This window comes from Massilia sp. LXY-5 (assembly GCF_059801075.1).
Genome location: NZ_JBNNEH010000002.1, coordinates 1,052,869 through 1,065,274 on the forward strand (window position 1 = coordinate 1,052,869; position 12,406 = coordinate 1,065,274).

Below are 12,406 nucleotides of genomic sequence, written 5' to 3' on the forward strand. Positions count from 1 at the left end.
CTTTTCAAAGAGCAATAAATTCCCGGATAATGGCTGCGTCCGCCACCAATAAGTCACCTTTTATCGCATGCATGTCCTACTCGTCGAAGACGATGCCGTCCTTGCCGACGGCCTGACCCGCACCCTGCAGGGCCATGGCATGCTGGTCGAACTGGCCGTCGACGGCCTCCAGGCGGACGCCCGCTTGCAGCGCAATCCCCCGCAGGTAGCGGTCCTCGACATCGGCCTGCCCGGCATCGATGGCTTCGAAGTCGTGCGCCGCCTGCGCGCCCGCGGCGACACCACGCCGGTGCTGCTGCTCACGGCGCGCGACGCCGTCGAAGACCGGGTGCGCGGCCTCGAGACGGGCGCCGACGACTACCTGGTCAAACCGTTCGCGACGCCCGAGCTGGTGGCGCGCATTCGCGCACTGGCGCGGCGCAACGCACCGAAGACGGGCGTCATCAACCTGGGCAACCTGGCCTTCGATTCGGGCGCGCGCCGCGCGCGCATCGGCGACCAGGCCCTGGAACTCTCGGCGCGCGAGTGGGCCGTGCTCGAATCCCTGCTGCAGCAGGCGGGGAGGGTGGTGTCGAAGCAGCAGATCATCGACACCATCGCGCCCTGGGGCGAAGACCTGACCCTGAATGCGGTCGAGGTGTACGTCTCGCGCCTGCGCCTGAAGCTCGATGGCGCCGGCCTCGCCTTGCGCACCATCCGCGGTTTCGGCTACCTGCTGGAAGCCGCTCCGGCCGCATGACGAGCATCCGGGTTCGGCTCCTTAAATGGCTGGTCGGCCCGATCCTGGCCGTCAACCTCGGCGCCGCCGCACTCACCTACCTGCTGGCCTGGACCCCGGCCCAGCTCGCGTTCGACGAAGGCTTGCGCCTCGATGCCGCGGCGCTCGCTTCCCGTGTCCGCGCCGGCGGCGCGTCCGCGCTGGCCTCGATCGCGGCCGACAATGGCGCCGGCGAAGCCGGTTGGGCCGCCCTGCATGACCGGGACGGCCGCCTGCTGGCGGGCGCGGCGCGGCTTCCCGTCCCGCTGCGCAGCGGACTGGCCGACGCCCGCCTGGCCGGCGAAGCGGTGCGGGTCGCGGTGGCCGAGGTGGGCGGAACGAATGGACTGCGCGTCAGCCTGGCACGCACCACCCGCGCGCGGCAGGGCGTCCAGGCAGCCATCGTGCGCTCGCTGGTGTTGCTCGAGTTGGTGTTCAGCCTGGCGCTGGTGGGCCTGGTCTGGTTCTCGGTCGGGAACGGCCTGTCTCCGCTGGCGCGCCTGCGCGCCCGGCTCGACGCCCGCGGCAGCGCCGACCTGGCGCCGCTCGACGACGCCGGCATGCCGCGCGAACTGGTGCCCGTGGTCGATGCATTCAATGCGCTGCTGGGGCGGATCGAGCTCGGTGCCCGCGCGCAGGACGAATTTCGCGCGAATGTGGCGCACCAGCTGCGCACGCCGCTGGCCGGGCTGCGCCTGCAGCTCGAATGGCTGGCGGCGCGCCACGCGAACGACCCCGACACCCGGCGCTCGGTCGAGCTGATGCTGGGCGCGAACGAGCGCATGATCCGCCAGACCAACCAGCTGCTCTCGCTCGAGCGCGCCGAACCGAACCGCTTCGCGCGGGCGCGCCTGGCGCCGCTCGACCTCTCGGGCCTGGTGGCGGAAACCGTGCAGGCCTTCGTCGAGCAGGCCGCCGCCAAGGACATCGACCTCGGTTTCGAGCTCGCGCCGGCCCCGCTCGGCGGCGACCGCTTCCTGCTGCGCGACCTGGTCGACAACCTGGTCGACAATGCCTTGCGCTACACGCCGCCGGGCGGACGCGTGACGGTCAGCTGCAGTCAGGACCAGGAGGAGGGCGGCGCTCTGCTGCGCGTCGAAGACAACGGGCCGGGCATTCCGGCCGCCATGCGCGCCCAGGTATTCGAACGTTTCGTGCGCCTCGACGAGGGTACCGTGGGCAGCGGCCTGGGACTGGCGATCGTGCGCGATATCGCCAACCTGCACGGCGCCGAACTGGCGCTGGGCGAGGCGCCTGGGGGCGGCGCCGTGTTCAGCGTCGCGTTCCCGGGCGCGCCGCGCCGGCCTTAGTTCGCGCCTGAGCTGTAAGAGTAGGTGCGCTTGCGCTTCGAGGTGATGGCCGGGCGGATGCGCTGCGGGGCGATTGCCACGCTGGCGCCGGCCGGGCTGTCGGAACCCTTCTGGACCGCGCCGATGACGACCGTGGTGGCCTTGCCGTCGACCAGCACGCCGTTCGCCAGCACCGGCGAGGGCGGCAGGCCGCCGCCCACGAAAGGCGAGGAACGCTGGGCGCCGCAGGTGCCGGGGGTATTGATCGCTCCGGAGGCATTGAGCAGGTTGACCCAGTAGCCGCGCGCCTCGCCCAGGGTCGTGCTGCAGGAGCCGGCCAGGGGTGCGATCGGGCGGTTGGTGCTGAAGGTGACCATGCCGCCCGCGATCAGCGCCGAGGTCACGACCTGCTCGCCCTTGCCGTTCTGGTTCAGGTCCATGAACCAGCCCTTCAAACCGTTAGTCGGCAGCACGCGCGGCGTGTCGCAGCCCTGGTCGGTGCTGTAATTGGCCAGCGTGTCGAGGTCCTGGGCCGGCGCCGAGGCCGCGGCCAGGTCGTCCTTGTAGACATAGAAGCGGTTGACCACGTTCGCGTACGGATAGTGCGCATACAGCGGATGCTCGCGGTCGCCGCTGCCCAGCGCGACGTAGACATAGCCCTGGGCGGCCAGCAGGGCCGGAGTGAACAGGAACTTGCGCCCGCCGCCGGCGGTGCGCGCGACCTTGCGGCTGGTCCAGGCGCTGGCGGAGAGCTCCTTGCGCGTCGCCGGGCCGTCGACGAAATCGATCCGGTACAGGTTGCCGCCGGTGTCGGCGGCGTAGGCGTAGTCGGGCATCGCGTCGTTGTCGATGTCGACCAGCGCGACGTCGGCCGCGACCGAGCGGTCGGTCGCGAAGGAGCGGATGACGGCGCCGCTGTCGGCGTCCAGCACATAGACCACGCCGCCCTTGGTGGCGCTGCAGTTCGGCGCGACGCTGTCGGCATCTTCGCAGCTGTCGTAGCCGCCGCCGACCACCACCACCGGCTTGCTCGTCGAATAACCCTTGAGGAAGGCGACGCTCGGGGTCGACCAGGTCTGGCCGATACCGCTCATGCCCGCCGTGCAGCCGGTGTCGTTCTTGAGGTTGGGGCAGCCGGCCTTCCACTTGTACAGCGGCGTGCCCACGTCGCTGACATCGAGCGCGTAGATCATGCGGCCGCCGCGCCGCATGGTCGGGTAGATCCAGACCTTCTTGTTGTCGGCGGTCTGGTAGACGCCGGTGGAGCCGTCGAAGAAGTAATCCTTGGCAGTCGGCGCGGGCGTAATGTCGTCCGGCAGGTTGGGATAGGCCACGAGCGGCGAATTGCTCTTCAGGCGGGACAGGCGCGGGAAGAATTCGGGGGCGACGAAAGCCCAGCGTTCGACGCCCGAGCTGGCGTCCAGCGCGCGCAGGGTGCCGTCGTTGGCGCCGTAGAACACGGTGACGCCGTTCTCGCCATAGTTGATCGGCAGCGGGCGCGAATGGATCACGTCGCCGTGGATCGACGGGCGGGTGGTGGCGCCGCCCGCCTTCTCGCCGTTGACGTCTTCGCCGCGGATGAACCGGACCAGCGGCGTATCGAGGCTGGCGGCGGACGAGGAAAAGTCGACCAGTTTCGAGCCGGACTGCGTGTACACGGTCCGGCTGACCGCGTTGTTGGCGGCCGTGCCGCCCTTGACGTTACCCTGGCGCAGGACCTGGGCGGCGCCGCCTTTCTCGACGAAGGGACCGTCGGGCGCGTCCGAATAGGGATCGAAGCCGGCAATCGTGCAGGCGCCGGCCGGGTCGGGATTCAGGCCCATGCCGCCCCAGTAATTCTTGCTGTCGGTCGTCCAGTAACTCTTCGCGCACGGCGTGACGAAGCCCGTTTGCGGATTCACGGCGGGCTTGGCATCGGCGTCGCCGAGGTCGAGGCCGGCCTTGGTATTGATCAGCTGGTAACGCTTCAGGTTGCCGAACCAGCGCGGCTTGGCGTCCTGGTCCGGACGGAACATGCCGATGAAGACCTGGTTTTCGTTCTGCGAACGGTTGGTGGCGTTCACCGGCAGGCTGGTCGAGGCGAAGCTGGTGTTGACCGCCTGGATCTCGATCAGGATTTCCTTGAGGGCGTCCAGGATCGATTCCTCGTTCCTGGCCGCGAAATACTTGCCGCCGCCGGCCTTGGCCATGCTCAGCATCAGCGAGGTATGTTCCGCGTTCGGCTGGGCGTTGTAGACGTCGATGGTGTAGGTCGACACCGAGGGGCGGACGGTGCTGCCCGCGACCGGGATGCCGCGGTCGTGCAGCAGGCGCGCCCATTCGTCGGCGTTGCGCGGACCGGTGTCGGTGCTGTAGGTGCCGGTGGGGACGTTGGTGATGATGGTGTCGGTGGCGTCCACGCTGTAACGGCTTTTGGTGCCGGTGCACACGCCGCTCTCGCTGGCCGCGATCGCGCCGATCTTGCAGCCGTCGGTATAGCCGGCGCAGGTTGCCGCAAACTCGGTCAGCCCGGCGGCCGCTTCGGTCGCGCTGGCGTAGCAGGCCGTGGTGGTGCCGACCGTGGTCGCGGTGCTGATGGACTTGCTCGAGAAGTTCGGCAGCCCCAGCTGGGTGACGGGGATCACGCTGCCGCCGGCGTTGCGGTTGTCGTTGAGCGCGGTCAGCAGCGCGGTGTTGGCCGCGCTGTCGGACGACGGGCCGCTGGCGTTCGGGTTGCCGATGAAGATGACGTAACTCTTGCCGCAGACGTTGTCGCTGGTGAGCGGCGAGGCGAACTTCGACCAGGGCGCGGTGTAGCCGCCGCGGTCGCCCTTGGTCGACAGCACGGCGGCCGGCGAATACGAATTCGCGCCGGCAAAATAGTTGTACACGTCGTACATCAGGTTGCCGTAGGGCGTATTCGAGTTGCGCTTTTCGTCGGGACTGGTGATGTTGTCGTAGATGGTCGTCAGCTGCGTGGAAAAGGCGGCCCGGTTGGTGTCGTTCATCGGCCGCACCGCATAGCGGATGAAGCCGCCGTCGTCGTTGGCATTACCGCCGGTGACGAATTCCATCATCCCGAGGCTGACGCTGCCGTCGAGCTCGGCCACCAGGCGCTTGATCGCGTTGACTTCGGACTGGCCCTGGCTGGCGCTCGGCCATTTCTGGTTCTGGCGCGACCAGTTCGATGTGTTGTCGAGCACGATCAGGATGCGCGGGTTGATGCTGGCGCCGGCCGAGGCCCCGGTGAAGATGTCGATGTCGTCGGCCCCGGCGACCAGCGGCGTGGCGGCCAGTGCGCAGGCGAGCGCGCCCGCAAGTGTGTTGGTGACGCTGCTGCGGATCATGGTGTTCTCTTTCTTCACGTGGTGGGGCAGTTGTTGGTCACGTCGTCGCGCGCGACGCGTACCGCAACGCCCTGGGTGACCTCGACCTTGGCCTCGGTTTCGACGTCGGTTGCCGCCGCGGTGATTTCCCAGATGCTGTCGGCGCAGGCCGAGTTGCCGTCCACCGCGCCGGCCACGCCGAAGTTCTGGGCGCTGCCCATGCTGCAGCGGGCATCCTCGGCATCGGCCATGTTGAGCGCCGTGTTCTTGATGACCGGCGCCTTGACGCATTTCGGCTTCGGCGCGATCGCCACCTTGATGTCGGTCTTGCCGTCGCCGTTGGTGTCGATGCAGCGCTGGTTGGGCGCGCCGCAGGGATTGGCCAGGATGTAGTCCGGGGTGACGAAGAAGCGGGTATTGCTGATGGTTTCCTCGATCGTCTCGCGGGCGGCGGCCGTGGCTTCGTCACGCTGCTGCATGTTGGAGACGATCTGCAGGTTCGACTTGCCGAGGTTGAAGCTGGTGACCGCGACCAGGGTCAGCAGCACCAGCATGACCAGTGCGGTGATCAGGGTGATGCCGCGTTGGCGGTGCTGGAACGTCATGGGAGCCTCCTTCCGGCCGGATTGGGAAGCGCCACCATCGACTGGAAGACGTGGCGCTTGTATGCGTCGTTGGTGGCGGCGACCTTGTTGTCGTCGCCATTGGCCTTGTGGCCGAGCACGTAGACCTTGTCGTCCTTGTAGCCGGCGGTCGCGACGGCGTTGCGCGCCAGGACGTGCAGCCTGACCGCTACCGCGCTGCGCCAGTTCGCCACCGCGCAGGCGGCAGCGGCGCAGCCGGACGCGGCCGCGGGGTCGGCGGTGCTCAGGTCGGCGACGCCGTTGCCGCCGGCGGGCGCCAGGTCGAGGCCGTATTCGAGCTGCAGGTTCTCGATGCCTTCGGCCAGCGGCACGATGTTCCAGGCGACGTTCACGCCATCGCTGGACAGTTCGGCGCGCTTGAGGGTCGGGATGCCGTCCTTGCCCTGGTTGTTGTTGGCGACAAAATAGATGTGGGTGCGATAGCGCCGGATCGCCGCGGGCGTGCCGCTGGCCGCGACCGGGGTGCAGTCGCGTCCATGCCGGGTGAGCCCGGCCGTCCCGAGCGTGAGGGCGTAGAAATCGGCGCTGTTCGGCGAGTCCAGTTCGCTGGCGTTACTGCACAGCGAGGCCTGGAAGAAGGGGCCGCCGGCGGCGACCGGATCGCAGCCGGGCTGGCCGGCGATGCAGGTGGCCGTATGGCGCACCACGAGCGCGTCGGTGCCGGCGCGCACGTCCTTGAGGCAGCCCAGGCCCGCGGCATCGCCGTCCACGCCCTGGACCGCCAGCGCCAGGCCCGCCTTCAGCTCGTCCAGGCTGGCGGCGCAGGGCGGCGGCAGCGCCACCGGCGAAGCCAGCACGGTCGGATCGAACTCGGCGTAATAACCGGCATTGCGCAGGTCGGAGGTCATCAGGTCGATCGCATAGCGGCCGTTTTCGACCTGGCGGTGCGCCTTTTCGATTTCGGCCTGGGCACGCGTGTTCTTGACGAACATGCCGGACAGGCCCGCGAGCAGGGCCAGGCCGATCGCCACCGCGATCAGGAGTTCGGCCAGCGAAAAGCCGCGCGCACGGCGGGCGGACGGCAAGGGGAGCATGCGGGTCATTGCCGCTCCTCAGACGCAGGTCGGCAAGCCGACCGCGACCCGTGCCGAGATGACGCGGCGGTTGGTGTCGGCGCCGTAGGCGTCCTTGCCGCAGCTTTGCGCCGGCGCCCGCGTCGCGTGCCGGCCCTGCCAGGCGACGCTGACCAGGTAGACGGCGGGCGTGCACACGCCGGCCGCTTCGTTCTTCTCGCGTACCCGCTCGATGCAGCCGCGGGCGCCTTCCATCGCGCCGCCGAGGACGCCGGAACGCTGCTCGGCCGCCCCCTTCAGGGCCGCGCTCCACTCGCACTTGTCGCGCGCGCTGCCGGCCGCCTGGGCGCTGCAGTCGGGGTCCAGGCCGTCGCTGGTGCCGAGCGGCTTGGCCGTGACATAGGCGTCGGCATCCAGGCTGTTGCCGCTCAGGCGAGATTGCATGTCCTGCAGCAGCACGGCGGCCTGGGCACGCTGGTAGGACTCGATCGACCCGACCTGGGCCTTGCTCTGGAAGGCGGCCAGGCCGAGCAGGCCGAAGGCGAGCACCACCATCGTGACCAGCACTTCGATCAGGCTCACGCCGCGCTGGCGGGCGGGAAGGGGGAAGGAGAGGTCGCTCATGGCATCAGCAGGTGGAGGTGGTCTGGTTCGGACGGCCGGACAGGTCGAGGCGCACGCAGCGGTGCTGGCCGTTGCCGCTCAGGGCGATGTCGAAGGCCGGCGCGGCGCCGCCCTTGACGCGACCGTTGGGCAGGAACACCACACTGGCCGGACCGGACACGGTGGCGCCGACCACCGCCGGGTGGTCGTCGAGCTTGCGGCTGGCGTCGCCGGGGGCGGCGATGCTCCAGCCGGACTGCCATTGCTGCGCGGTGACCGGCGCCAGCGTCACCTCGGCGTTGCGCTTGATCGCTTCGCTGCGGGCACGCGACAGGGAGGCATACAGTTCGCTGCTGACGCTGCGCGAACGCGCGGAGGCGATCATCGACGAGAATGCCGGGGCGGCCACCGAGGCCAGGATCGCGACGATGGCCACCACCGCCAGCAGCTCGGGCATGGTGAAGCCGCGCGCCGGGCGCCGCAAGGCCGGGCTTACCATTTGTCCGCCGGGCTGCGGGTGCCCGCGCTGTCGATCGAGAGTTCCTTGTCGGCGACCTGCGAGCCGCCCGCGACCGGGGTGGCGGTGATCTTGAACGAGGACGGCGGTCCATCGGTCAAGGCGATCTTGATCGTGTACTTGGCCGATACGACGGCGGGCGTCGTCATGCCCAGGTCGTTCACGCTGGCGGCATAGCTGCGCGAGTCGGCAAGATACTGCGCCTGCGCCTGCGCCAGGTCCATCATGTGCACCTGGGCGGCGACGCGGTTGGTCTTGACCAGGTATTTGGTGTACGTGGGGTAGCCGATCGCGGCGATGATGGCGATGATCGCGACGACGACCATCAGCTCGATCAGGCTGAAGCCCGGGGCTGGCGCGCGCGCGTGGCGCAGTGTCCTGGCGTGTGGCATGGCGTATCCTTGAGGGTGAATGTTGCCCAGTATAAACAAGTAAGCTGTCATTTCGCTGAAAATTTCCTGACGGAAAGCTGACAGCGTGGCGTGGACGCAGCGCCCGGCCGGCGCCCCGCAGCCCCGGGGCAGGCGCCGCCGAATCAGTTCACACAAGCCCCGGGAGACCCGGTAAAATCGAGGGTTTTGCAAGGACCCACCGCTTTGGCCGAGACTATGGATACCGATACCGCAGCACACATTCCAGCATCGACTGAGCTCGAGTCGACCGACAGCGCTTCGGCAAGCAAGTCGTCCGCCGTGATCGCGAACGAAGTGGCGCGCCGCCGCACCTTCGGCATCATTTCCCACCCCGACGCGGGTAAGACCACGCTGACCGAGAAGCTGCTGCTGTTCTCGGGCGCGATCCAGCTCGCCGGTACGGTCAAGGGCCGCAAGAGCGGCCGCCATGCGACCTCCGACTGGATGGACATCGAGAAGCAGCGCGGCATTTCGGTCGCTTCCTCGGTGATGCAGTTCGAGTTCCGCGACCACGTGATCAACCTGCTCGACACTCCTGGCCACCAGGACTTCTCGGAAGACACCTACCGCGTGCTGACGGCGGTCGACTCGGCCCTGATGGTGATCGACGCGGCCAAGGGCGTGGAAGCGCAGACGATCAAGCTGCTCGACGTTTGCCGCATGCGCAATACGCCGATCGTCACCTTCATGAACAAGCTCGACCGCGAGACGCGCGACCCGCTCGAGCTGCTCGACGAACTGGAATCGGTGCTGAAGATCGAGTGCGCCCCGGTGACCTGGCCGATCGGCATGGGCAAGAACTTCCGCGGCGTGTACCACCTGCTGAACGACGAGATCATGCTGTTCAAGGCCGGCGAAGAAAAAGCCGACGGCGCCTTCGAGATCATCAAGGGCATCGACAACCCGAAGCTGGCGCAGATGTTCCCGCTCGAGATCGAGCAACTCAAAATGGAAGTGGAGCTGGTGCACGGCGCCTCGCACCCGTTCGACCTCGAACGCTTCCTGTCGGGCGTGCAGACGCCGGTCTTCTTCGGCTCGGCCATCAACAACTTCGGCGTGCGCGAGATCCTCTCGGCGCTGGTCGACTGGGCGCCGGGCCCGCGCGAACGCGACGCCACCGTGCGCGCCGTCGAGCCGGGCGAGCCGAAGTTCAGCGGTTTCGTGTTCAAAATCCAGGCCAACATGGACCCGGCCCACCGCGACCGTATCGCCTTCCTGCGCGTCTGCTCGGGGCGTTTCGAAAAGGGCATGAAGGTCAAGCACCTGCGCCTGGGACGTGAAGTCAAATTGTCGTCGGTGGTGACCTTCATGGCCTCCTCGCGCGAGCAGGTGGAAGAGGCCTACGCGGGCGACATCATCGGCCTGCCGAACCACGGCAACATGCAGATCGGCGACAGCTTCTCGGAAGGCGAGATGCTGACCTTTACCGGCATCCCGTACTTCGCGCCGGACCTGTTCCGCACGGTGCGCATCCGTAACCCGCTCAAGATGAAGCAGCTCCACAAAGGCTTGCAGCAGCTGGGCGAGGAGGGCGCGGTGCAGGTCTTCAAACCGGTGCTGGGTTCGGACCTGATCCTGGGCGCGGTCGGCGTGCTGCAGTTCGAAGTGGTGGCGAGCCGCCTGTTGAACGAATACGGGGTCGACGCCGTCTTCGAGGGCTCGAGCATCAGCAGCGCGCGCTGGGTGTCCTCGGACGACAAGAAGTCGCTGGCCGACTTCGAGACCCAGCTCGGCCACAACGTGGCCTACGATGCGGCCGGCAACCTGGCCTACCTGGCGACTTCCGGCGTGAACCTGCGCCTGACCCAGGAGCGCTGGCCGAAGCTGACCTTCCACGCGACGCGCGAGCACGCGGCGAAGCTGGGGTAAGCTTCGCTTGTGGATGAAGAAGCCGGCAGCTTGCCGGCTTTTTTTGTCCGGTTGTCTGGAATTATCCACCTGCAGGGAGGTGTTGATCCGCCTCAACAGCGCGGCCGGGCCGATGCCGTAGATTGGTCAAATGCGTTGAAGAAATATCGCGCATTTCGACTGCGAGGCCATCATGCACACCTACCGAGCTTTCCCCGCCGCGGCCGCCTGCGCCGCACCGGTTTTCCTGATGAGGGGGTGCTGACATGCTGTCCCGCCTGAAGCTCGGTCCCAAGCTGCTGCTGGCGCCCGCCATCGTGCTGGTGCTGCTGGTGTTGCTGTCCTGCGGCGCCTGGTACGCGATGGTGCGCCAGAACGCCTCGCTGGAAGACATCGTCGGACGCCGCGCGGCGCACATGCGCGCCGCCGGCGAGCTGGTGGCCACCGCCCAGCGTGGGCATGCCGAAATCTACCAGCTGCACACCTGGATCGGCGGCAGTTTCCCGAAAAGCCGGATCGAGCCCCTGATCCACGATATCCACCGCCAGCATGCGCTCACCGAAGCAGGCCTGGTGCGCCTGGCGCGCATGACGCCGCCGAACGGCGCCGAGCGGCAGCTGGTCGATGGCGCCGCCTCGGCCCACACGCGCTACGTGCAGGCCGTGCGCGACGTGATCGAAATCGCGCGCGACGACCAGTCGATCAGCGCCAACGCCATGAGCAAGGCGGAAACCGCCTTTTCCGACCTCGCCCAGCGCCTGAACGCCCTGGCGCAGCTCGAGCAGTCGCTGTCGCAGGAGGCCTCGAACAGCGCCGCCGCCGACTTCCGGGCCGTCGCCTGGCTGATGCCGAGTGTGATCCTGCTGGCGATCGTGGTCTCGCTCGGGATCACGGTGGCGGTGCGGCGCGCCCTGCTCGACGAGATCCGCGGCATCGGCGCGGCCGTGGTGGACCTTGCCAGCGGCGACCTGACCGTCAAGGACCGGGTCTACGGCAAGGACGAGATCGCGGAAACCTCGCGCGCCCTGGATGCCAGCATCCGCAACCTGAACGGCACCCTGCGCACGATCCTCGAGTCGGCGCGCTCGATCGGCTCGGCCTCGCGCGACCTGGCGCTGGGCAACCTGAACCTGACCACGCGTGCCGTGTTCCGCGCCAGTTCGCTCGAGCACACGGCGTCTTCGATGCAGGAACTGGCGGCCACCGTGCACCTCACCGCCGACAGCGCACAGGCCGCCAACCTGCTCGCCGCCTCGGCCTCGAACGTCGCCCAGCAGGGCGGCAACGTGGCCGAGCGCCTGGTGACGACGATGGCGTCGGTCAAGGGCAGCGCCTGCCGGGTCGGCGAGATCACCCGGCAGATCGACGCCATCGCCGTCGAGACCGGGACGCTGGCGCTGAACGCGGCGCTCGAGGCGGCGCGCGGCGGCGATAACGGGCGCGACTTCGCGCTGGTGGCGGGCGAGGTGCGCACCCTGGCCCTGCGTACCGGCGCCGCGGCGCGCGAGATCCGCGAACTGATCGAGCAGTCGGTGGCCGAGATCGAGGGCGGCACCGCCTTCGCCGCACAGGCCGGGACCAGCATGGCGACAATCGCGGTGTCGGTCCAGCAGGTGGGCGACATCATCAGCCAGATCAGTTCCGCCAGCGCCGAGCAGGCCAGCGGGCTGTCGGAAGTGAACCAGGCGATCGTGCAGATGGACCAGGTCACGCAGCGCAATTCCTCGCTGGTAGAAGAGGCGGCGGAAGCGGCGCGCACCCTGCAGATGCAGGCCCTGACCCTGTCGAAGGCGGTGGCCACCTTCCGGCTCGACGAGGCGGTCCAGCCGCCGGAACCGCCTTCGAGGCCGTCGAGCGTGGCCGAGATCGACATGCGCGACGTGTTGAAGGACGGCCGGCGCGACGCCAGCATCGCACCCAGGGTGGAGCGCCGCAAATCGCCGCGGCCCCATTTGCGCCTGGCGTCGCGCCGCGATTCGTAAGCGGCTGCGCGAAGGTCCACGAAGGTCCCTTGGAC

The 12,406-nt window shown here is 68.4% G+C and carries 10 protein-coding genes; 4 read left to right on the plus strand and 6 right to left on the minus strand.

Annotated elements, in window-relative coordinates:
• Positions 1 to 67: 67 nt before the first annotated feature.
• Positions 68 to 739: a response regulator transcription factor gene (locus tag ACI48I_RS08335; RefSeq protein ID WP_498573876.1), complete on the plus strand. Its 672-nt coding sequence runs from the start codon at positions 68 to 70 to the stop codon at positions 737 to 739.
• Positions 736 to 2,067, plus strand: coding sequence for an ATP-binding protein (locus ACI48I_RS08340; RefSeq protein WP_498573877.1), 1,332 nt, complete (start codon positions 736 to 738; stop codon positions 2,065 to 2,067). Before ACI48I_RS08335 ends, ACI48I_RS08340 begins: the two co-directional genes overlap by 4 nt.
• Here ACI48I_RS08340 and ACI48I_RS08345 read toward each other — a convergent pair.
• The 6 genes from ACI48I_RS08345 to ACI48I_RS08370 are packed head-to-tail and all read right to left on the minus strand — an operon-like array spanning position 2,064 to position 8,520.
• Entirely contained in the window at positions 2,064 to 5,372 is a 3,309-nt protein-coding gene (locus tag ACI48I_RS08345) for a pilus assembly protein (RefSeq protein ID WP_498573878.1), read from the minus strand. The genes ACI48I_RS08340 and ACI48I_RS08345 overlap by 4 nt on opposite strands.
• Before the next feature lie 14 nt (positions 5,373 to 5,386).
• Positions 5,387 to 5,956 carry a hypothetical protein gene (locus tag ACI48I_RS08350; protein WP_498573879.1) on the minus strand — a complete coding sequence of 190 codons (570 nt, stop codon included), beginning with the start codon at positions 5,954 to 5,956 and terminating at the stop codon, positions 5,387 to 5,389.
• Complete coding sequence (locus ACI48I_RS08355; RefSeq protein WP_498573880.1) at positions 5,953 to 7,038, minus strand: PilW family protein; 1,086 nt, start codon at positions 7,036 to 7,038, stop codon at positions 5,953 to 5,955. Before ACI48I_RS08355 ends, ACI48I_RS08350 begins: the two co-directional genes overlap by 4 nt.
• Before the next feature lie 9 nt (positions 7,039 to 7,047).
• Positions 7,048 to 7,632: a type IV pilus modification protein PilV gene (gene pilV, locus ACI48I_RS08360; RefSeq protein ID WP_498573881.1), complete on the minus strand. Its 585-nt coding sequence runs from the start codon at positions 7,630 to 7,632 to the stop codon at positions 7,048 to 7,050.
• Between the two features lie 4 nt (positions 7,633 to 7,636).
• On the minus strand, positions 7,637 to 8,110 hold the full coding sequence (locus ACI48I_RS08365; RefSeq protein WP_193689032.1) for a GspH/FimT family pseudopilin: 474 nt from the start codon (positions 8,108 to 8,110) through the stop codon (positions 7,637 to 7,639).
• Complete coding sequence (locus tag ACI48I_RS08370; protein ID WP_193685436.1) at positions 8,104 to 8,520, minus strand: type IV pilin protein; 417 nt, start codon at positions 8,518 to 8,520, stop codon at positions 8,104 to 8,106. Before ACI48I_RS08370 ends, ACI48I_RS08365 begins: the two co-directional genes overlap by 7 nt.
• Positions 8,521 to 8,736: 216 nt before the next feature.
• Here ACI48I_RS08370 and ACI48I_RS08375 point away from each other — a divergent pair, with 216 nt between their 5' ends.
• Both ACI48I_RS08375 and ACI48I_RS08380 read left to right on the plus strand, forming a co-directional pair.
• The gene (locus ACI48I_RS08375) at positions 8,737 to 10,410 is read left to right on the plus strand and encodes a peptide chain release factor 3 (RefSeq protein WP_193685437.1); all 1,674 of its coding nucleotides are present in this window, start codon (positions 8,737 to 8,739) and stop codon (positions 10,408 to 10,410) included.
• Between the two features lie 245 nt (positions 10,411 to 10,655).
• On the plus strand, positions 10,656 to 12,371 hold the full coding sequence (locus ACI48I_RS08380; RefSeq protein ID WP_498573882.1) for a methyl-accepting chemotaxis protein: 1,716 nt from the start codon (positions 10,656 to 10,658) through the stop codon (positions 12,369 to 12,371).
• Positions 12,372 to 12,406: the final 35 nt, after the last annotated feature.

Coding starts and splice junctions, on each gene's coding strand:
- ACI48I_RS08335 (WP_498573876.1), top strand. CDS start 68: ATGCATGTCCTACTCGTCGAAGACGATGCCGTCCTTGCCGACGGCCTG.
- ACI48I_RS08340 (WP_498573877.1), top strand. CDS start 736: ATGACGAGCATCCGGGTTCGGCTCCTTAAATGGCTGGTCGGCCCGATC.
- ACI48I_RS08345 (WP_498573878.1), bottom strand. CDS start 5,372: ATGATCCGCAGCAGCGTCACCAACACACTTGCGGGCGCGCTCGCCTGC.
- ACI48I_RS08350 (WP_498573879.1), bottom strand. CDS start 5,956: ATGACGTTCCAGCACCGCCAACGCGGCATCACCCTGATCACCGCACTG.
- ACI48I_RS08355 (WP_498573880.1), bottom strand. CDS start 7,038: ATGACCCGCATGCTCCCCTTGCCGTCCGCCCGCCGTGCGCGCGGCTTT.
- pilV (WP_498573881.1), bottom strand. CDS start 7,632: ATGAGCGACCTCTCCTTCCCCCTTCCCGCCCGCCAGCGCGGCGTGAGC.
- ACI48I_RS08365 (WP_193689032.1), bottom strand. CDS start 8,110: ATGGTAAGCCCGGCCTTGCGGCGCCCGGCGCGCGGCTTCACCATGCCC.
- ACI48I_RS08370 (WP_193685436.1), bottom strand. CDS start 8,520: ATGCCACACGCCAGGACACTGCGCCACGCGCGCGCGCCAGCCCCGGGC.
- ACI48I_RS08375 (WP_193685437.1), top strand. CDS start 8,737: ATGGATACCGATACCGCAGCACACATTCCAGCATCGACTGAGCTCGAG.
- ACI48I_RS08380 (WP_498573882.1), top strand. CDS start 10,656: ATGCTGTCCCGCCTGAAGCTCGGTCCCAAGCTGCTGCTGGCGCCCGCC.